The sequence below is a fragment of the Myxococcus dinghuensis genome (genome assembly GCF_024198235.1).
GTDB lineage: Bacteria > Myxococcota > Myxococcia > Myxococcales > Myxococcaceae > Myxococcus > Myxococcus dinghuensis.
The window spans coordinates 124,365-144,971 of sequence record NZ_JAKCFB010000016.1; the positions used below are offsets into that span (position 1 = coordinate 124,365).

The 20,607-nt window shown below is 71.9% G+C and carries 9 protein-coding genes; 4 read left to right on the plus strand and 5 right to left on the minus strand.

Annotated features, from left to right (window positions below):
* Positions 1-4 precede the first annotated feature (4 nt).
* Both LZ198_RS21740 and LZ198_RS21745 read right to left on the minus strand, forming a co-directional pair.
* Entirely contained in the window at positions 5-1,027 is a 1,023-nt protein-coding gene (locus LZ198_RS21740) for a sulfate ABC transporter substrate-binding protein (protein ID WP_253973945.1), read from the minus strand.
* Between the two features lie 11 nt (positions 1,028-1,038).
* Positions 1,039-2,340 carry an OprO/OprP family phosphate-selective porin gene (locus tag LZ198_RS21745; RefSeq protein WP_253973946.1) on the minus strand — a complete coding sequence of 434 codons (1,302 nt, stop codon included), beginning with the start codon at positions 2,338-2,340 and terminating at the stop codon, positions 1,039-1,041.
* A 359-nt stretch (positions 2,341-2,699) separates the two neighbouring features.
* On the opposite strand from LZ198_RS21745, the gene LZ198_RS21750 reads away from it, so the two are divergent.
* From LZ198_RS21750 to LZ198_RS21765, 4 genes are all read left to right on the plus strand, one after another.
* On the plus strand, positions 2,700-5,294 hold the full coding sequence (locus LZ198_RS21750; RefSeq protein ID WP_253973947.1) for a LamG domain-containing protein: 2,595 nt from the start codon (positions 2,700-2,702) through the stop codon (positions 5,292-5,294).
* Between the two features lie 90 nt (positions 5,295-5,384).
* Positions 5,385-8,789: an AAA family ATPase gene (locus tag LZ198_RS21755; protein WP_253973948.1), complete on the plus strand. Its 3,405-nt coding sequence runs from the start codon at positions 5,385-5,387 to the stop codon at positions 8,787-8,789.
* Positions 8,790-8,793: 4 nt separating this feature from the next.
* Positions 8,794-12,186, plus strand: coding sequence for an AAA family ATPase (locus LZ198_RS21760; RefSeq protein WP_253973949.1), 3,393 nt, complete (start codon positions 8,794-8,796; stop codon positions 12,184-12,186).
* A 1-nt stretch (position 12,187) separates the two neighbouring features.
* Positions 12,188-14,524, plus strand: a complete 2,337-nt coding sequence (locus LZ198_RS21765; protein WP_253973950.1) for an AAA family ATPase — start codon at positions 12,188-12,190, stop codon at positions 14,522-14,524.
* Positions 14,525-14,554: 30 nt separating this feature from the next.
* Here LZ198_RS21765 and LZ198_RS21770 read toward each other — a convergent pair whose 3' ends face one another.
* From LZ198_RS21770 to LZ198_RS21780, 3 genes are all read right to left on the minus strand, one after another.
* The gene (locus LZ198_RS21770; RefSeq protein ID WP_253973951.1) at positions 14,555-15,853 is read right to left on the minus strand and encodes an NAD(P)/FAD-dependent oxidoreductase; all 1,299 of its coding nucleotides are present in this window, start codon (positions 15,851-15,853) and stop codon (positions 14,555-14,557) included.
* A 155-nt stretch (positions 15,854-16,008) separates the two neighbouring features.
* Positions 16,009-17,439 carry an efflux transporter outer membrane subunit gene (locus tag LZ198_RS21775; RefSeq protein ID WP_253973952.1) on the minus strand — a complete coding sequence of 477 codons (1,431 nt, stop codon included), beginning with the start codon at positions 17,437-17,439 and terminating at the stop codon, positions 16,009-16,011.
* Positions 17,432-20,578: an efflux RND transporter permease subunit gene (locus LZ198_RS21780; protein ID WP_253973953.1), complete on the minus strand. Its 3,147-nt coding sequence runs from the start codon at positions 20,576-20,578 to the stop codon at positions 17,432-17,434. Before LZ198_RS21780 ends, LZ198_RS21775 begins: the two co-directional genes overlap by 8 nt.
* Positions 20,579-20,607 lie beyond the last annotated feature (29 nt).

The window sequence follows — 20,607 nt, forward strand, 5'->3', positions numbered from 1 at the left end:
CGCCTCAGCGGGCCTGTGGGACGTAGATGCGGTCGAAGACGGCGCCGTCGTCGAAGTGGGCCGCCTGGGCCTTGCGCCAGCCGCCGAAGGCCTCGTCGATGGTGAACAGCTTCACGTCGGCGAACCGGGCGGCATGCCGCTGCGCGACGGCGGCCGAGCGGGGCCGGTAGTGGTGCCGGGCCGCCAGCTCCTGGCCCTCCTCCGAGTACAGGTAGCGCAGGTACGCCTCCGCCACCGCGCGCGTGCCGCGCTTGTCCACGTTGTGGTCCACCACCGCGACGGGGGGCTCGGCGAGGATGCTCTCCGACGGGACGACGATTTCGAAGCGCTCGCGCCCCACCTCGTCCGTCAGCAGGAAGGCCTCGTTCTCCCATGCGATGAGCACGTCCCCCAGGCCACGCTCCGCGAACGTGGTGGTGGCGCCGCGCGCCCCGGAGTCCAGCACCGGCACGTTGCGGAACAGCTTCTCCACGTAGGCCTGGGCCGTGGCCTCCGTGCCACCCGGCTTGCGCAGCGCGTGGCCCCAGGCCGCCAGGTAGTTCCACCGCGCCCCACCCGACGTCTTCGGGTTGGGGGTGATGACGGAGATGCCCTCGCGCACCAGGTCATCCCAGTCGCGGATGCCCTTCGGGTTGCCCTTGCGCACCACGAATACGATGGTGGAGGTGTAGGGCGCGCTGTTCTGCTCCAGCCGCTTCTGCCAGTCCTCCGGAATCAGCTTCGCCTTGTCGTGGAGCATGTCCACGTCGTAGGCGAGCGCCAACGTCACGACGTCCGCCTCCAGGCCATCGATGACGGCCCGCGCCTGCTTGCCGGAGCCGCCGTGGGACTGCCGGATGGAGACCTTCTTCCCCGTGGTCGCCTCCCAGTGCTTCGCGAAGGCGGTGTTGAAGTCCTCGTACAGCTCCCGCGTGGGGTCGTACGAGACGTTGAGCAACGTGACGGGCGCGGAGGCGTCACCCGAGGACTTCGAACAGCCCGACAGCACCAGCACGACGAGCAGGGGGAACGAGACGCGGAAGGACATGGCGGGGCCTCTCACCAGCTCACCTGGAACCGGGACATGAAGACGGACTCGGGGATGCGGTCGCCCTCGACGGCGCCCCCGGCGAACGAGGTGTGGTCGTACGTGGTGGCCACGCGGATGTTGCCGTTGAGGTACCAGTTGGCGACGGCGCCCCACCCGCGCGCCTTGTGCGCCGAACGCGTCGGGTCCGCGTAGATGGGGAACGCGTCCGGGTCGACGTCGAGCCCGGCGTAGCGCGCCCCCACCTCGACGGCGCCCCACCCGCTGCCCGCGCCCCCGAAGGGGTCGGTCGGCTTCACCCCGTCGTACGACGCGCTGCCCCCGAAGAGGACGTAGGACGCGCTGGCCTGCCACGACTCGAACCGCAGCCGCGCGTGCTGCGCGCCCAGGCTGACCTCCTGCGAGGACGACACGTACTCGGCCATGGCCCCCAGGGGCCCCAGGTAGAGATAGCCCTGGGGCGACAAGCGGGTGTGCTCGCCGTGGGCGACCACCGTCTCCGCCACGCTCGCGCCGGTGCGGAAGATGAAGAACGTCTGCTGCCCCATGGTGCGCAGCGGCGCCTCGCCCGTGGTGGACGCGGACCCGAACTGCTGCCCGTGCGACGCCGCGACGCCCAGCCCCAGCCCCGACAGCGACTTGAGCCCCGTGGCCCGGAACGGATGGGTGAACAGGCGCGCGGCCAGGTCGAAGCTGTCATCCAGGTTCGTGTCCGCGCTGGCCCCGTCCGCCGTGCCGTTGAAGGCCCCCACCGCGTAGGTGAGCACGCCCCCGCCCAGCTCGCCGTGGACCATCAGCCCGACGTCGCGATTGGGCACCAGGTCCGTGGGCAGCGCGCGCTCGATGAAGAGCGTGTTGATGCCGGACTGGTTGCGCTCCAGCCCCACCGGCGGACGGAACTTCCCGGCCCGGACCCGCAGCTCCTTGCGCGGGCGGTACTCCACGTACGCGTCCCACAGCGGTGGCGCGTTGGCCGCGAAGTCCAGCAGCAGGCGGAAGTCGAAGACGCTGTAGAGCGTGCCCTCCAGCAGCGGCCGCGCGCGGCGGATGAGGAAGGTGGTGGAGCCGGGGCGGTCCGCCTTGCTCTCGAAGAAGCGGCCATCCACCTGGACATAGCCCCGCAGCTTGAGCAGGAACGCCTTGTCCGCCGACGAGAGGATGAAGCCCTCGGGGGACGCCTTGACGTCCACACCGGAGGAAGACGACGGCGCCACGGGAGGAGGCGAGGTCGACTGGGCGCGCGCGAGCGGACCGGTCAGCAGCGCCGCGGCGAGCACGAGGGGAGTGAGACTGCGGCCAGCAACGACTTCCATGCGGAACCTCGGCGTCGGGAGGGTCGCGATGGAAGGGGCACGGGGGAGCCAGAAAGCCGAGAGCCCACTTCCTCGCGGGCAGTGGGCTCTTCAGACCGGCTCGACCAGGGACTCTCAGGCCACTGGCGGACAGGTGCCCACCGCACGTGCGCAACAGCAGCAACAGGCGATGGAGGTCCGGAGCGTCATGAAGTCCTCACACGGTGCCCCACCGTCCGCGCGTTGTCAACGCGCCCCCAGGAAAGCCCGACCGCCTCGCAACTTTCTGGCGACACCACCGCGTCTCGACACATCTCCAGACATCGTCACGTCATTCAAGAAAAACGAGAATAGCAAGCTCCATCTCCCCTGGAGCTTCCATGCCCATCCCTCGTCGCAACCCGTGGGTCCTCCGCGCGGCCCTCCCGCTTCTCGCCCTGCTGGGGTCCACCCCTGGCGCGTTCGCCGCGGAGCGGCCGTCCCTGGTGAACACCCGCATCTCCACGCCCTTCGGCGCGAACGGACACTCGTCCACGCTCGACGGGCGCGTCTTCGTCGGCAACATCCGGGAGGACCAGGCCACGACGACGACGACCTGGCAGGCCCGGGTCTTCCGTCCGGAGGCGGTGACCTATGACGCCCAGGGCAAGCCGGGCTTCGCGGCGGCCTTCTCGCCGGGACGCACCACGCAGGTGACCAACGGCGAGAACGCGCTGGCGTTCTGTTTCGGCAACGCCGCGCAGCCCTACTTCCTCTCCGGTGGGCTCGCCATCTACCAGCCGTACCTCTTCGACTCGCAGATGTTCAACGGGCCCAACCGCTTCCGCCGGCGCACCGTGGACCTGCGCGTGTCCCAGCCCTTCACCGCGCAGGCGGACATCTCGTCCTTCACCACCGGCCCCGTGGAGTACCTCACCACCGTCACCGGCGCGAGCCTCCGGGGCATCGAGCCGACGATGACCTCCGACGGCCGCCTGCTCATCTTCCAGGGCGGGCCGAACAACGACGGCGCCATCGACCACCTGGTGTACGCGTACAACGCCACGCCGTGCGCGGCCACGGGGTGGAGCACGCCGCGTCCGCTCTCCATGATGTTCAGCGACACCAACCCGGGCGTGAAGCGCTACCCCCTTTCCTGGCAGAAGCTGAAGGCGGCGACGGGTGAGCTGTTCGGCGAGACCACCTCCGGCGCGCTGGTCCGGGGCGCCTATGCCTGGGTGGACCACGAGGGCCGCAACGTCACGTACACGGGCGTCATCTACACGGACGGCGCGCGGCGCGAGGCGGTGAGCCTCATCGGGGCCGACACGAACTGGACCGCGTACCACATCGACGGCGCCATCAACACGGACCGCAGCGACATCGCGCACCTCTTCTACTCGGGCCCCATGTGGAACTTCGAGCAGGAGCGCGCCCCGGAGCAGAACTTCCCGGCGGGCTCGAACAACGACGCGCACTACCTGCCCGTCACCAAGACGCATGACGTGCTCGCGCTCTTCGGCAGCAACACCGCGGACTACAACGAGGTGGACATCGGCGAGCTGGTGGACCCCTTCCACGTCCTCTCCCTGCCCATGAACGAGCTGGTCACCCGCGCGGGCGCCTACGACCTGACGCGCACGCCGGACCTGTCCGGCCGCTTCTTCACCGGCACCCTCGTCGGCACCGCGTCCATCTCCGCGAGCAACGCGGTGACGCAGGCGTCCTCCGGGTCGCTGTGGGAGCCCCACGGCAAGGGCAAGGCCCTGGTGCTGCCCGGCGGCGGCGCGCTCGGCGTCACGCTCGCGGATGCCACGGGCACCCTCCCCGGCGTGGGCGCGTTCGTGCGCGGCTTCACCGTGCAGCTCGCCGTGAAGCCGGACGCCACCATCCACCAGGGCTGCACCACCGGGAACCCCTACCGCTACCTCGTCCAGAAGTCGGGCGCCCTCGACCTCATCTACGAGGTCGACGACACGGTGCAGATGTCCTTCGTCATCAACGGCCAGCGCGTGCGGCTGGGCCGCAGTCCGGCGCTGCCGGTGGGGGCATGGTCCCACCTGGCCTATACGTGGGACGGCGTCACCGGAGCGTTCGGGGAGTACGTCAACGGCGTGCCCACCGGGCGCGTGCTGCCCGTGGCCCCCGGCACCTTCCGGCTGGGCACGGGCGCGCTGGCCATCGGCGCGGGCACCCTCCTCAACACGGAGCCGTGCCCCGCCAACGGCGAGGGCTCGTTCCGGGGCGCCATCGACGAAGTGCGCTTCTTCAGCCATGCCCGCTCGGCGCGCAGCGTCTGCATGACGTCCCCTGGCGCGGACTGCCGCGGCCAGGCCATCCAGGAGACGCCGAGCGCGGGCCAGTTCGGCATGAGCCAGCAACAACCCGCGTGCAACACCTACGCGGCCCTGGGTTCGCTGGCGTGCGCTTCCGCCATGCACCGTGTCTGCGCGCAACGGGGCGCGAGCGACGCGCTCGCCACCAGCACCAACACGTGGCAGACCATCCAACAGCTCATCGGTAACCGGCCGCCCATCTCGCTGCTCGGTGCGCTCGCCGCGGCCACCTCCACCGACGTCAGCGTCGCCTGCGGCCCCATCCAGCACGAGAGCCTGGGCGTCACCTTCGAGGAGCTGACCCGCTTCCACGCCGGCTGTGTCGACGAGCGTGTCTCGCAGGGCTTCGACTGCCAGGCCGCCGTCCACCGCTTCTGCAACAGCCTGGGCTGGACGACGGGGCAGTTGTTCGAGATGACGTCTCGGCCCTGGGCCGGTTGTTTCAACGCGGGGCTCATCCAGGACGTGCCCAAGGACCAGCTCGGTCCCGCGTCGAACTCGGGCGCGTTCGGCGCCACGGACTCCAAGCTCGAGGTCAGCCGGTGGTGCCAGGCGCGAGGCTACGGCGCGGGCGTCGTGCAGGAGCTGGGCGCGGGCACCCTCGCCAACGTCCACTGCTTCCAGCCCGCCGTCACCGTGCCCTGGAAGCTCAATCCTTGAAGCGATGAGGAACCGAGGAGGCTCGGGCGTCGTCAGCCCTCGTGAGCACGCCCGTCCCTGGGGCGCGCCATGCTAGCCTGAGCCCCTCCCATGAACTTTCGTTTCCAATGCTGGGTGCAGCGTCATGCCAGCGGACGCGTGACGCTGGCGCCGCTGTCGCATCCGCTGCTCGCGGTTCACGCGGACACCCTCGAGAAGGCCATCGAGGAGCTGACGCTCGCGCTCGACGACCAGCTCACCCGCGTCCACCCGCGTAGGATTCCGTCGTTCATCGCTCCCACCGGAGGCGTGCTCCACACGCTGGAGGTCCCGGCGCTCCCCGTCTGGGGCGCGAAGGAGAACACGCAGGCGCCGCTGACGTTCACCACCGTCGTCGCGCCCGCGCACCAGTCGTATCTCGGACTGCACGCGCCCCGGCTCCACACGCACCTGTGGTTCGAAGCCAAGACGGTGCCGGACGACGCGGCGCAGCGGCTGGGAGAGCAGTTGGAGGGACTGCCCGACGCCCGGTTGCTCGCCCTCCGCTCGGATGGCCCGGAGGAGCTGGTCGAGGTGGAGGTGAAGGCCCGCCCATCGCTCCTGTCGACCCTGACGCCCCGGCAGCTCCACCTGGACATCCGCCCGCCACCGCGCCCCCCCGACGCCCCGGACGAGGAGAAGCCGAAGGGCCCCTCCCGTGGCGACGAGGACGACGAGGACGCGCTCGACGAGGACACCTGGGAGCCTCGCCGCCGCCGCGCCCGCCGCGAGCCCGGAGCCAGGCCCGACAAGCCGCCCCCCACGCCGACCCTGAACACCCTCGGCGTGCCCTGGCACACGCTGGCGCAAGAGGGGCAGTTGGACCCGGCCTACGAGCAGGACCGGCTGGTGGCGCTCCTCCGCGCCCGCGTCGCCGCGAAGGACGCGGAGGCCATCGTCCTGGTGGGCCCGTCGGGCGTGGGAAAGACGGCGCTCCTCCACGCGCTGGCGGAGGTGCTGCGCGGACCGTCCGCGACGCCGGACGAGAAGCTGCGCCCCTTCTTCTTCGTCGACGGCAGCCGCCTCATCGCCGGAGAGGGAGGCTGGGGAGACTGGCAGCAGCAGGTGCTCCGGAGCTTCCGCGAGGCGACGGAGGCCCACGCCATCCTGTCCCTGGGCCACGCGGTGGAGCTGCTCGACGCGGGCAAGAGCGCGCACAGCGACCAGAACGTCGCGCAGCTCCTGCTGCCCATCCTCGTCACCCGCGAGGTGTCCGTGGTGGCGGAGGCCACCGCCGAGGAGTGGGCCCAGGTGGAGCGGCGCAACGCCAGCTTCGCCCGCCTGTTCTCCGTGGTGCGCGTGGAGGAGCCGCCGGTGGAGACGCTCGCGCGCATCCTCACGCGTGTCGCGGCGGACCTCACGGTGTCACCGCCCCTCGAGCTCCTCCCGGGCGCGCTGGACGAGGTGCGCTTCCTGTGCCGGCGCTTCCTCCCGTACGGGGCCCAGGTGGGCAACGCGGTGGCCTTCCTGCGGCGGCTCCTGGCCGCCTGCGCCCACGCCTCGCAGTCGCGCGTCTCCAAGCTGGATGCGCTGCGGCAGTTCGCCTCCGAGTCGGGCATCCCGGAGGCGCTCCTGCGCGAGGACATGCCGCTGGACGCCGGGAGCGTGCGGGACTTCCTCTCCACGCGCGTGCTGGGCCAGCAGGCCGCCGTGGAGCGCGTCACCTCCGTCGTCTCCATCCTCAAGGCGGGCCTGGCGGACACGAAGCGCCCGCTGGGCGTGCTGTTGTTCGTCGGCCCCACCGGCGTGGGCAAGACGGAGCTGTCCAAGGCGCTGGCGGAGCTCCTGTTCGGCTCGCGCGAGCGCATGGTCCGCCTGGACATGGGCGAGTACGCCGGGCCGGACGCGCTCCTGCGCCTCCTGGGCGACGGAGAGAAGCCCGGACACCTGTCCGCCGCGGTCCGCCGCCAGCCCTTCTGCGTGGTGCTGCTGGACGAGGTGGAGAAGGCCCACCCGGTGGTGCACGACGCGCTGCTGGGCGTGCTCGGGGAAGGCCGGCTCACCGACGCGTCGGGGCGCTTCACGGACTTCCGCAACGCGGTGCTGGTGCTCACCAGCAACCTGGGCGCGGACACGTGGCGCGCGCGCGTGGGCTTCGACGCGCGGGACGGCGTCGCCGACGCGGGGGCCCTGCGCTCGCACTACCTGGCGGAGGTGCAGCGCTTCTTCCGGCCGGAGCTGTTCAACCGGCTCGACGACACCATCGTCTTCTCGTCGCTCTCGTCGGAGCTCCTGCGCAAGCTGGTGGTGCGGGAGGTGGACGCGGTGTGCCGCCGTCCGGGGCTGGCGCGCTACGACGCGCGGCTCGAGGTGACGGAGTCCGCCCTGGACTGGCTCGCGGCCCGGGGGTTCGATCCGCGCTACGGAGCGCGGCCCCTCAAGCGCGCCCTGGAGCGCGAGCTGGTCGTCCCCGTGGCGGAGTGGCTCGCGGCGCATCCCCGCAGCGGCCCCATGATGCTGAGCGCCGAGGCCGGGCCGGCCGGGCTCGCCCTGCGCGCGGAGGCGGTGGGCGGCGCGGCCGAGGGCGTGGGACGACAGGCCATCGAGAAGGTGCTGGAGGACGCCGCGACCCTGCGCGCGGAGGTGCAGCGCTGGAGCCGCAGCACGCCCATGATGGAGCTGCGCCGCGCGCTGTCCGTGTTCGACAAGATGTCCCGCCACCCGGCGTACTGGGAGGAGCGCGCGCTCGCCGAGGAGTCCGCCCGCAAGTCCAGCGACGCGCGCGAGCTGGACAAGGTCTTCCGCGAGTGCGCCCAGCAGACGGAGGCCATCGAGGACCTGTTGTTCGAGGCGCACATGTCCCGCTCGGTGGAGCAGGCGGAGTCGCTGGAGCGCGACGTGGAGCGGCTCCGGCAGACGTTCCTCCCCTTGAGGGAGCGGCTCTACGCGAACCTCTTCCCGCACTCACGCGGCGCCACGCTCGTCCTCGTCCCGGGACGCGGCGCCTGGGCGCGGCTGTGCATCCTGGCCACCAGCTACGAGCGCTGGTGCGGCGCCCACGGCCTCTCCTTCCAGCGCGCCGTGCTCCAGTCGCCCGCGCCCCCGGAGGGCGAGAAGCCCCCGCGCGTCCCGCCTCCCGCCCAGTGGTCCCTCAACAAGAAGGACAACCTCCTGGACCTCCACCCCACCCCGGTCGGCTACGCGCTGCAGATCACCGGCGAGACGAAGCCCCTGCTGCTCGCGGGTGAGCACGGCGTCCATCGCTTCATGGAGGGCAGCCAGATCGCCCTCGTCCGCGCGCGCTTCGAGCCCCACGCGCGCGGCATCCACCACCTGCCGGAGCCCGACAAGCTCGACGGGCTGATGCCGAAGCAGGAGGTGCGGCGGATGCGCACGACCTCGAGCGAGACGAACGACATCGTGGAGGACCTGCGCACGGGCGCGCGCCAGCGCTTCACCTCCGCGAGCATGGACCTGGAACCGCTGCTCGAGGCCTGGATGCAGTGGCGCATCTTCGGCCCGCAGGAAGAGAGCTGACGCCATGGAACTCAAGCTCCCCCTCATCGTGGCCCCCCTGGGCGGACGACTCCTGGAGGCGTGGATCCCCTCCTTCTGGCCCCAGCTCCGCATGGTCGGCTCGAGCATGTCCGCGATGCGCGACGACCTGGCGCTCGCCGTCATGGAGCGCTTCGAACGGGAACATCCCTCGCGGGTGGCCACGTACCAGATGCCGCCCCACCTGACGCTGCGTCACGTCAAGGTAGCGACGGAGGCGCGCGACCTGAAGAAGGGCCTTCGCATCGTCCTGGAAGGCACCATGACGGTGATGTTGGAGAAGTGGCCCCGGGACGACTTCTGGGTGGTGACGCCCACCCGGCTCCCGGAGGCCCGCTTCGCCATCCCCAAGCCCGACGCCCTCAACGACGCGCTCCCGCGCAGGCTGGCGGCGTGGGTCCTGGAGCACGAGCTGAAGAACCTGGACGGGCGCTGGACCCAGGGCCGAGAACGGCTGGAGCTGCTCGAGGTCGACGCCTACGCCCCGACCATCCTCCCGCGCACGCCGCCCCGCCCGCCCAAGCCGCGCCGCCGGCGGAAGGACGCGGACGGCAAGAAGGGTGGACCGCCGCCGGAGACGCCGGAGCAGCGCGAGGCGCGCCGCAACCGCCGCCGCCTCACGCTCACCGAGCTGCGCGCCGTGGCCCGCAACCTGAGCCACGCCGCGCGGGACGACGGGCTGGAGCGCTGTTTCGGCCGGGAGGCCCTGGTGCGCGAGGTGGTGGACGCGATGGAGGGGCGCGAGGGGGGCGCGGTGGTGCTGGTGGGTCCCCCCGGCGCCGGGAAGACGGCGCTCGTGCACGAGGTGGTGCGCCGCCTCACCGCGCGCCAGGACGCCGCGGGACAGCGGCGGGACGTGTGGCGCGTGGACGGCAACCAGTTCATCGCCGGCATGATGTACGTGGGCCAGTGGGAGGCCCGCGCGCGCGGCGTGGTCCAGGAGCTGGTGGAGGTGGGCGACCTCATGTACGTGGACGACCTGGCGTCGCTCGTCTACGCGGGACGCACCTCCAACGACCGCACCAACGTCGCGCAGTTCCTGGAGCCCCACCTCGCGCGCGGAGAGCTGACGGTGCTCGCCGAGTCCACGCCGGAGCGCTTCGAGCGCGTGCGCGAGGAGACGCCGACCTTCGCCTCGCTCTTCCGCGTGGTGCACGTGCCCGCGATGGAGCCTCGCGCGACGCTGCCCGCGCTCCTGGGCACGCTGCGGGAGCTGGAGGCCGCCACGGACACCGGGCCCGCGGTGAGGATGTCGCCGCTGGCGTTGGAGACGCTGCTCGACCTCCAGCAGCGCTTCGTCGCGCACGAGGCCTTCCCGGGCAAGGCGGTGCGGCTGCTGCGCCGGGTCTTGGCGCGGCCGGGCACCCTCGAGGGCGACATCCGCCGCTTCACCGAGAAGGACGTCTCCGCCGCCATGCGCGCGCAGACGGGCCTGCCCGACTTCGTGCTGGGCAGCGCGCCCCCCAAGGCGCGTGAGGTGCTGGAGCTGGAGCTGGGCGAGCAGGTCGCCGGCCAGCCGGAGGCCGTCTCCGCCGTGGTGGACGCCATCCTCACCCTCCAGCGCTCGTTGCAGCCCCCCGACAAGCCGCTGGCCACCTACCTCTTCGTGGGCCCCACCGGCGTGGGCAAGACGGAGACGGCCAAGGCCCTGGCGCGCACGCTCTTCGGCAGCGAGGAGCGCCTGGTCCGCTTCGACATGTCGGAGTTCGTGTCCTCGGCCAGCATCACCCGCCTGCTCGGCCAGCCCGGGGCGCCGGACGGGGAGCTGACCACCGCGCTGCGCACCCAGCCCTTCTGCGTGGTGCTGTTCGACGAAGTGGAGAAGGCCCACCCGCGCATCTTCGACGCCCTGCTCCAGTTCCTGGGCGAGGGGCGCCTCACGGACGGCGCGGGGCGCACCGTGGACGCGCGGCAGGCCGTGGTGGTGCTCACCTCCAACCTGGGCGTGCGCGAGGCCGCCGCGCGCACGGGCTTCCACCGCACCGCCGAGAGCGCGGAGGCGCACTACCTGTCCGCGGTGCGCGGCTTCTTCCGCCCGGAGTTCTTCAACCGCCTGGACCGCGTGGTGCCCTTCCGGCCGCTCACGCCCGCCGCGCTGCGCATCGTGGTGGAGCACGCGCTGGAGTCGCTGCTGTCGCGCCGGGGCATCCGCAAGGGCAACGTGCTGGTGGAGGTGGAGCCCGCCCTGCTCGACCTGCTGGTGGAGCAGGCCTACGACCCGCGCTACGGCGCGCGTCCGCTGAAGCGCGCCCTGGAGCGGCGCCTCACCGTGCCCCTCGCGCACCACCTCGTGAGGCGTGGAGGCGACGACCTGGCCCGCGTGGAGCTGTTCCGCCGCGACGAGGACATGGGGCTGGCCGTGGAGGTGCTGGTGCGGGCCGCGCAGTGGACGCCGGAGCCCACCGCCACCTCGTGGAACCTGCCGACCGCGACCCGGCTGCTCGACGAGGTGAGCGCGCGGCTGGCGGCGCTGGCGGAGCAGCTGGCCCCCCTCATGGCCGCGGAGACGCAGCCCGCCGACGAGGCTCGCGAAGGCTGGCTGGAGAGCCTGCGTCCCCTGCTGGCGGATGCCCAGGACCTCCAGGACAACATCCTCGTGGGACGCGACTACCTGGAGATGGAGCGCCCCGTGACGAAGGGCGCGGGGCGCAGCGGCTTCCCCGACAACTGGAACTACCAGGGGCGCGGCGGCCTCCGGCCCCGGCCCGTGTACGACGAGCAGCCGATGCCGGTCTCCCCCGAGGAGCAGCTACGGCGCGGTCGCCCCCGGCTGGTGGAGCTGCGCGACGAGGTGGAGCTGCTGTCGCATCGGCTCGCCACGCGCGCGCGCGGCCAGGACGTCCGGGTGCTGTTGCTGGAGGCGATGTCGGACGCGGACGTGGGCGTGCTGGGCGACGTCCGCCGCGCGCTCCCCCTGGACCTGGCCTTCACGGAGGCCTACGTCGAGTGGGAGTCGTCCGAGGGCCACCTCACCTGGGGCACCGACTCGGACCTCCCCAGGGATACACGCGCGCGTCGGTTGGCGATCCGCATGTCGGGCATCGGCCTCGCGGAGCTGCTCGCCCCGCTGGAGGGGTATGCCCTCGTCCAACACTCCCGGGGGGGATTGGCGCGCTCCGCCCTGGTGCGCCTGGAGGTCCTGGGAGGCGCCGATGCCGGCCTCACGGACGTGATTCGCGTCATCGCGGCGCGGGACGCGCTCCGGAAGGAGGAGCGCGGAGCCCGTCGGGCGGGGGCCTCCACGGGGCCGTCGTCCGGGCGGGTGGTGCTGGAGGGGAGCGCGACCTCGCTCCTCCACGTCGGCAGTGGAGTGGAACCCAAGCAGAGCCGGACCTGGGCGGCGCGGGTGCTGCGCGCGGTGGCGCGAGGAGAGGGCTGACATGGACAAGAACTTCCACCTGTTCATCCGTCACTATCCCGGCCTGGGCGTGGCGGGGCACGTGCTCACCCACCCCCACCTCGCCTCGTTCGCGGAGGACATCGCCACCGTCCGCAACGACATCGCGGAGGTGGTGGGGCGGCTGCTCAAGCGCGGGGAGCTGTGGGACAACGAGACGCACTGGCCCGACCTGCGCGCGCGGAAGATGTCGCTCACCGTCCGCGCCGTGCAGCACGGGCGCCTGCTCCCCGTGCCGCTGAAGTTCACGGTGGTGACACGACAGGGCGATGGCCGCGTGGAGCGCAGCTCCCGCAAGGGCTCCACCGCGAAGGGGCCCCTGCACGTCTGGGTGCCTCGCGTGGACGTGGAGGGCTCCATCCAGGAGGCCGCGGACCTGGAGGCCTACGTCGAGGAGCTGGTGCGGCACGAGCTGTACCTCGCGCCGCTGGAGCGGCTGCACGCGCTCGCCTACGTCGGCGAGGAGTCCGTGGAGACCATGTCCGTCGCGGTGCGCCCGAGGGAAGCCCCTCGCGGGCGCGCCGCCGACGAGCCGCGCCACTCGGTGCGCAGGCCCTCTCCGCCTCCGCCCGGGCTCGCGGAGGCGAGCCGCTGCCTCAACGAGGAGGTGCGCGCGGGCCTGCTGGAGCGCGCCTGGGAGCGCGAGGCGGAGCTCGGGCTGCTCACGGAGGCCGTCACGTCCCGCTCGCGCGCCAGCGTGTTGCTGGTGGGGCAGCCCTCCGTAGGCAAGACGTCGCTGCTCCACGAGCTGGTGCACCGGGCCGAGGCGTCCCCCGCGGGCAGCGCGCTGCACAAGCTGGAGTTCTACAGCACGTCCGGCAGCCGCATCATGGCGGGCATGCGCTACCTGGGGCAGTGGCAGCAGCGCGTGCAGCGCATGGTGGAGGAGCTGCGCGTGCGCCGCGCGGTGCTGCACCTGGACAGCCTCGCGGAGCTGCTCACGCTGGGCGGCGGCGACTCGGGCCTCGACGTGGCCCGGCACCTGCTCCCCTCCCTGGAGAGCGGCGAGGTGACGCTGGTGCTGGAGGCCACGCCCGAGGACGTGGCGCGGGCGGAGCGGACGCACGGGGCCTTCCTCCAGGCGCTGCGACACCTCACCATCCAGCCGCTGTCGCCCGTCGCGGCGCGAGGCGCGGTGCAGCAGGCCTCCCAGCGGGTGGCGCGGGCGCGCAAGGTGCGCTTCACGCCGGAGGCCCTGGAGCGCGCGGCGGAGCTGACCGAGCGCTTCGGGGACGGTCCGCCTCCGGGCGGCGCGGTGTCCCTGCTGCGCGCGGCGACGACCCAGCTCGCCGTGGATCCGCTGGCGCCCAGGGAGCACGAGGTGGACCCGGGCGCGGTGACGCAGGCCTTCTGCACGCGCACGGGCTACCCGCGAGAGCTGGTCGATCCGGCCATGCGGTTGGACCCGGACGCGCTCCTGCGGCGCTTCCGCGAGCGCATCGTCGGGCAGGACGAGGCGACGGTGCTGCTGCGCAACCTCGTCGTCACGCTCAAGACGGGGCTGGCGGACCCGTCGCGCCCGCTGGGGGCGTTCCTGCTCCTGGGCCCCACGGGCGTCGGCAAGACGGAGTCGGCGCTGGCGCTCTCGGAGTACCTCTTCGGCGACGTGTCGCGGCTGGCGCGCTTCGACATGGCGGAGTACGCGGCGCCCGGCAGCGCGGCGCGGCTGGTGGGCGAGGTCGGCGGACAGCAGGGAGGCCTCGCCCGGCGCGTGCGCGAGCAGCCCTTCGGCGTGGTGCTCCTGGATGAAGTGGAGAAGGCGGACTCCGGCGTCCACGACCTGCTGCTCCAGGTGCTCGGCGAGGGGCGCCTCACGGACGGCACGGGGCACACCGTCAGCTTCCGGAACACGGTGGTGCTGCTCACCAGCAACCTGGGCGCGGACACGGCGGCGCGCTCGCTCGGCTTCGGCGGCGAGGGCGCGCGGAACATGGAGGCGCACTACCTGGGCGCCGCGACGGCCTTCTTCCGGCCGGAGCTGCTCAACCGCCTGGACCAGGTGGTGCCCTACCGGGCCCTCACCCCCGAGGTCATCCGCGCGCTGACCCGTCGCACGCTGGAGGCGGCCCTCACGCGGGAAGGCCTGTCGCGACGAGGCGTGAGCGTGTCCTTCGGCGAGGACGTGGTGGACTTCCTGGCGCGCACGGGCTTCGACGCGCGCTACGGCGCCCGCCCCCTCAAGCGCGCGGTGGAGCAACACGCGGTGACACCGCTGGCCCAGTGGCTCGCCGCGCACGCCACCGCCCCGCATCCCCGCGTCCACCTGCGGGTGGGGACGGAGGACCGCGTGGAGCTGGTGGAGGCGCCCCCGGCAACCTGACGGGCGGCTCGGGGTGGGACGGCTCCGCGCTCAGGCGCGGAGCTTCCAGTCGCGCTGGGTGATGAGCCGCGCGCCCCGCTTCGCGAAGAGGTAGCTCCACGTCCACTCCAGGAACACCGTCACGCGGTTCTTGAAGCCGATGAGATACAGGACGTGGACGAAGAGCCAGGCCACCCACGCGATGAAGCCCGTCAGGCGCAGCGAGCCCGTCTGCGCGATGGCGCGGTGCTTGCCGATGGTGGCCATGATGCCCTTGTCCCGGTAGCGGAAGGGCGTGCGGGGCCGCTGCTCGATGGAGGCGATGATGTTGCGCGCCGCCCATTCTCCGGTCTGGATGGCCGCCGGGGCCAGGCCCGGGATGACCTGCCCCCCGACCTCGAGGTGCGCCGCGTCGCCCACCACGAAGGCCTCGGGGAAGCCCGGGATGGAGAGGTCCTGGGACACCTTCACCCGGCCCGCCCGGTCCAGCTCGGTCCCGAGCGCCCGGGTCAGCTTGTCCGCCTCCACGCCCGCGCCCCAGAAGACGTTGCCGGCCTGGATGCGCTCATCGCCAATCTGGATGCCCTCCGCGTCGACCGCGGTGACACGCGACGAGAGCCGCAGCTCCACGCCCAGCTCCGTCAGGTCCCGCGCGGCGCGGTGGGAGAGGTCCTCCGCGAAGGCGGGCAGGAGCCGGGCCCCCGCCTCCACCAGCAGGACACGCGCGCTGGAGGGGTTGATGCGCCGGAAGTCCTTCACCAGCACCGTGCGGGCGATGTCCGCGATGGCCCCCGCCAGCTCCACCCCCGTGGGCCCGCCGCCCACCACCACGAAGTTGAGCAGGGCCCGCTGCCGCTCCGGGTCGAACTCGTTCTCCGCCAGCTCGAAGGCGGAGAGGATGCGCCGCCGTATCTCCGTGGCCTGCTCGAGCGTCTTCAGGCCTGGCGCGTGCGGCTCCCACTCGCTCCGCCCGAAGTAGCTGTGCTGCGCCCCACACGCGAGCACCACGTAGTCATAGCTGGCGCGGACCGCGCGGCCGCTGTCGTCCTCGACCTCGACCCACTTCTCCTGGAGCCCCACCTGCCGCACCCGCCCCAGGTGCACCCCCACGTTGCGCATCCCCGTGAACTGCGCGCGGATGGGGACGGCGATGTCCGAGGGCCGCAGCCCCGCGGTGGCCACCTGGTAGAGCAGCGGTTGGAAGAGGTGGTGGTTGCGCTGGTCGATGAGCGTCACCTGCACCTGGGGGTGGCGCGCCAGCGCCTTCGCGGCGTTGAGGCCCGCGAAGCCCCCTCCAATCACGATGACGTGCTTCTGACCGGGCGGAAGCTGCGGGGTGATGTGCAGCATGGCGGCAGGACCCTCGTGCATGGCCGGGAGGCCGATGGTGTCTTCTTATCCGCGGCGCGGAGGTTCCGCATCCCGGATGACGGCACCGGCTGAAGTCCGCCAGCAGGGTGACTGATGCGCCGCCTCGCCACGGACGTGGGAGACGGCGCCCGTGCCTAGCCCTCCGTCGGCTCGCCCGCGGGCCGCGTGTCCTCCCGCCAACCTCCGCCCAGGGCCTTGTAGAGGCTGACCAGGTTGGTGAGGCGGGCCAGCCGCGCGTCGATGAGCGTCTGCTGGGCGCCGTAGAGGTCGCGCTGCGCGGACAGCAGCGTGACGTAGCTGTCCATGCCGGCCCGGTAGCGCTGCTCGGAGAGCTGGTAGCGCCGCGTCTCCGTCTCCACCCGCTGCGTCTGGGTCTGGAGCTGTGCCTCGAACGAGGCCCGGGCGACGAGCGCGTCCGCCACCTCGCGGAACGCGACCTGGATGGTCTGCTCGTAGCGCGCCACCTCGATGGACTTGGAGACCTCCGCCATGTCGAGGTTGGCCTCGAGCCGGCCTCCCGCGAACAGCGGCAGGTTGAGCTGCGGCAGGAAGCTCCACACGCCCGTCCCGCTCCCGAAGAGGCCGGACAGCTCCGTGCTCGTGGTGCCGCCGGTGGCCGTCAGGGTGATGGACGGGAAGAAGGCCGCGCGCGCGGCGCCGATGTTGGCGTTGGCGGCCTTGAGCTGGTGCTCGGCGGCGAGGATGTCCGGGCGGCGCTCCAGCAGGTCCGACGGCAGCCCCGCGGGCAGCTCCGCGAGCAGGGGCTGCTGGGACAAGGACATGGGCTCCGGGAGTCCCTCCGGCAGGGACTGGCCGACGAGCAGCACCAGCGCGTTGTCGGCCTGGGCCTTCTGGCGCAGGTACAGCTCCAGGGCGAAGCGGCCGGCGAGCACCTGCGTCTCCGCGGTGCGCAGGTCCAGCTCCGACGCGCGCCCCAGCTCGTGGCTGCGCCGGGTGATGTCGAACGACGCCTCCACCGTCTCGAGCGTCTGGCGGGCGAGCGCAAGCTGCTCCTCCAGCGCGCGCTGGGTGAGGTAGGCCTGGGCCACCTCGGCCACCAGCGACAGGTGGGCGCTGCGCTGCGCCTCGCCCAGCGCGAGGTACTGCTCCAGCGCCTGGTCCTTGAGGCTGCGCACCCGCCCGAAGAAGTCCAGCTCGTACGCGGTGATGCCCAGCCCCACGCTGTAGGCCTCGATGTCGAGCGGCTGCCCGGTGGGACTCTGGAAGCCGGGGAGCCGCTGGAACGACGCGCCCGCCGTCGCGTTGAGCGAGGGGAACAGGTCGGCGCGGGAGATGCGGTACTGCGCCCGGGCGCGCTCCACGTTCAGCGCGGCGATGCGCAGGCTGCGGTTGTTCTCCAGCGCCAGCGACACGAGCTGGCGCAGGCGCTCGTCCCCGAAGACGTCCCGCCAGCCCAGGTCCGCCACGGACGGCTGCTTCGTCGAGTCCCCTGCCCCGGGATACCCGGGAGCGACGGGCGCGTCGGGCCGTTGGTACTTCGGCGCGAGCGTGCAGCCCGCCAGCAGGGCCGCGCTCGCCCAGGCCACCAGTGAACGCCTAACCATGGACCGTCCCTCCGGTCGTGGCGGCGTGCGTGGGCGCCACGGTGTCCGACTTCTTGGAGAACCTGCGCAGGATGACGACGAAGAAGACGGGCACGAGGAAGACGGCCAGCACGGTGCCGGAGAGCATGCCGCCGATGACGCCGATGCCGATGGCGTTCTGGCTCCCCGAGCCCGCGCCGCTGGCGATGGCCAGCGGCAGCACGCCGAGGATGAACGCCAGCGACGTCATGATGATGGGCCGCAGGCGCATGCGCACCGCCTCCAGGGCCGCCTCGCGCAGGCTCTTGCCCTGCTCGTGCAGGTCCTTGGCGAACTCGATGATGAGGATGGCGTTCTTCGCGGACAGGCCGATCGTCGTCAGCAGGCCGACCTGGAAGTACACGTCGTTGTTGAGCCGCCCCAGGTACGCCGCCACCAGCGCGCCGATGACGCCCAGCGGCACCACCAGCATCACCGACACCGGGATGGACCAGCTCTCGTAGAGCGCCGCGAGGCAGAGGAAGACGACGAGCAGCGACAGCGCGTAGAGCAGGGGCGCCTGGGAGCCGGACAACCGCTCCTCGTAGGACATGCCCGTCCACTCGTAGCCGATGCCGCGCGGCAGCTTCTGGATGAGCTCCTCCATGGCCGCCATGGCCTCACCGGAGCTGCGGCCGGGCGCGGCCTCGCCGAGGAGCTGCGCGGAGGGCAGCCCGTTGTAGCGGTCGAGCTGCGGCGAGCCCAGCGTCCACTCCCCCTTCGCGAAGGCGGAGAAGGGCACCATCTCCCCGCTCGCGTTGCGCACGTACCACCGGCGGATGTCCTCCGGCTGCATCCGGAACGGAGCGTCCGCCTGGAGGTAGACCTTCTTCACGCGACCCCGGTCGATGAAGTCGTTCACGTAGGCCCCGCCCCAGGCCGAGGAGAGCGTGCTGTTGATGTCCGTCAGGGACAGGCCCAGCGCAGCGGCCTTCTCCTGGTCGACGTCGACGCGGTACTGGGGCGCGTCGTCCAGGCCGTTGGGGCGCACGTTCGCCAGCGCCGGATGCTGGGACGCCATGCCCAGCAACTGGTCGCGCGCGGCGATGAGGGCCTCGTGTCCCAACCCGCCCCGGTCCTGCAACTGCAGGTCGAAGCCCGTGGCGTTCCCGAGCTCCGACACCGCCGGCGGCACGAAGGTGTAGACCATGCCCTCCTTGACCTCGACCAACATGCCCAGGGCGCGGCCCGCCACGGCGTTCGCCTTGAGCCCCGGGGCCTTGCGCTCGCTCCAGTCCTTGAGCTTGACGAACGCCATGCCCGCGTTCTGCCCACGCCCGCCGAAGCTGAAGCCGGAGATGGCCATGATGGACTCGACGGAGGCGGCCTCGTCCACCAGGTAGTGTTTCGTGACCTTGTCCATCACCGCCGTCGTCTGCTCCAGCGTCGCGTTGGGCGGCAACTGGACCATGGAGAGGACCAGCCCCTGGTCCTCGTCCGGGAGGAACGCGGAGGGCAGCCGCACGAGCAACAGGCTCATCACCGCGACGATGGCCACGTAGACCACCATCGACCGCCCCGTGCGGCCCAGGAGCACCGCCACCCACCGCTGGTAACGGCCGCTCGTCCGCTCATAGGCCCGGTTGAACAGGCCGAAGAAGCCCCGCTGGCCATGGCCATGGGTGGGCTTGAGCAACGTGGCGCACAGCGCGGGCGTCAGCGTCATGGCCACGATGACGGAGAGCACCATGGACGAGACGATGGTGATGGAGAACTGGCGGTAGATGACGCCCACGGAGCCGCCGAAGAACGCCATGGGCACGAACACGGCCGACAGCACGGACGTCACGCCGACCAGGGCGCCGGTGATCTGCCCCATCGACTTGCGCGTCGCCGCCTTCGGGGACAGGCCGTCCTCGGCCATGACGCGCTCGACGTTCTCCACGACGACGATGGCGTCGTCCACGAGCAGGCCGATGGCCAGCACCATGCCGAACATCGTCAGCGTGTTGATGCTGTACCCGGCCGCGGAGAGGACGCCGAACGTCCCCAGCAGCACCACGGGCGCGGCGATGGTGGGAATCAACGTCGCGCGGAAGTTCTGCAGGAACAGGTACATCACCAGGAACACCAGGACGATGGCCTCCAGCAGCGTCTTGATGACCTCCTCGATGGACAGCCGCACGAAGGGCGTGGTGTCCATGGGGTACGTCACCTCCAGGCCGGCCGGGAAGTACCGCGACAGCTCGTCCATGCGCGCGCGCACCGCCGCCGCCACGTCCAGCGCGTTGGCGCCGGTGGCCAGCTTGATGGCGAGCGCCGTCGCGGGCTTGCCGTTGTAGAAGCTGGCGGCCTCGAACGACTCACCCGTCAGCTCCACCCGCGCCACGTCGCGCAGGCGCACCTGGGAGCCGTCCGGGTTGACGCGCAGGAGGATCTCCCGGAACTGCTCCGGCGTCTGCAGGCGGCTCTGCGCCGTCACCGTGGCGTTGAGCTGCTGGCCCACCACGGACGGGGCTCCGCCCAACTGGCCCGCGGAGATCTGCGCGTTCTGCGCCTGGATGGCCCGCGACACGTCGTCGGGCGTGAGCTTGAAGCTGGTGAGCTTGCCCGGGTCCAACCAGATGCGCATCGCGTACTGGCCGCCGAACAACTGCACCTCGCCCACGCCGGGGACGCGGCTGAGCGCCTCCTGGATGCTCGAGGCGACGTAGTCCCCCAGGTCGTGCTCGGTCATCCCGCCGTCGGAGGAGACGAAGCCGACGATCATCAGGAAGTTGCTGACCGCCTTGTTGACGCGCAGGCCCTGCTTCTGGACCTCCATGGGCAGCAGCGCGGTGGCCGTCTGCAGCTTGTTCTGCACCTGCACCTGGGCGATGTCCGGGTCCGTCCCCGGCTCGAAGGTCAGGTTGATGCTGACGTTGCCGGCCGAGTCGCTCGACGCGGACATGTAGCGCAGGTGGTCGAGCCCGTTCATCTTCTGCTCGATGACCTGCGTGACGGTGTCCTCGAGCGTCCGCGCGGACGCGCCCGGGTAGAAGGCGCCGATGCTCACGACGGGCGGAGCGATGGCGGGGTACTGGGCCACGGGCAGGCCGCGAATCGCGAGCACGCCCCCCAGCATGATGATGATGGCGATGACCCACGCGAAGATGGGACGGTCGATGAAGAAGCGAGCCACGGTGGTTCTCTCGGTGGTGACGGGAGGCG

What these genes read in the sequence shown, in the direction of transcription:
- LZ198_RS21770 (WP_253973951.1), bottom strand. Translation starts at nt 15,853, where the DNA reads ATGCTGCACATCACCCCGCAGCTTCCGCCCGGTCAGAAGCACGTCATC.
- LZ198_RS21760 (WP_253973949.1), top strand. Translation starts at nt 8,794, where the DNA reads ATGGAACTCAAGCTCCCCCTCATCGTGGCCCCCCTGGGCGGACGACTC.
- LZ198_RS21745 (WP_253973946.1), bottom strand. Translation starts at nt 2,340, where the DNA reads ATGGAAGTCGTTGCTGGCCGCAGTCTCACTCCCCTCGTGCTCGCCGCG.
- LZ198_RS21775 (WP_253973952.1), bottom strand. Translation starts at nt 17,439, where the DNA reads ATGGTTAGGCGTTCACTGGTGGCCTGGGCGAGCGCGGCCCTGCTGGCG.
- LZ198_RS21750 (WP_253973947.1), top strand. Translation starts at nt 2,700, where the DNA reads ATGCCCATCCCTCGTCGCAACCCGTGGGTCCTCCGCGCGGCCCTCCCG.
- LZ198_RS21765 (WP_253973950.1), top strand. Translation starts at nt 12,188, where the DNA reads ATGGACAAGAACTTCCACCTGTTCATCCGTCACTATCCCGGCCTGGGC.
- LZ198_RS21740 (WP_253973945.1), bottom strand. Translation starts at nt 1,027, where the DNA reads ATGTCCTTCCGCGTCTCGTTCCCCCTGCTCGTCGTGCTGGTGCTGTCG.
- LZ198_RS21755 (WP_253973948.1), top strand. Translation starts at nt 5,385, where the DNA reads ATGAACTTTCGTTTCCAATGCTGGGTGCAGCGTCATGCCAGCGGACGC.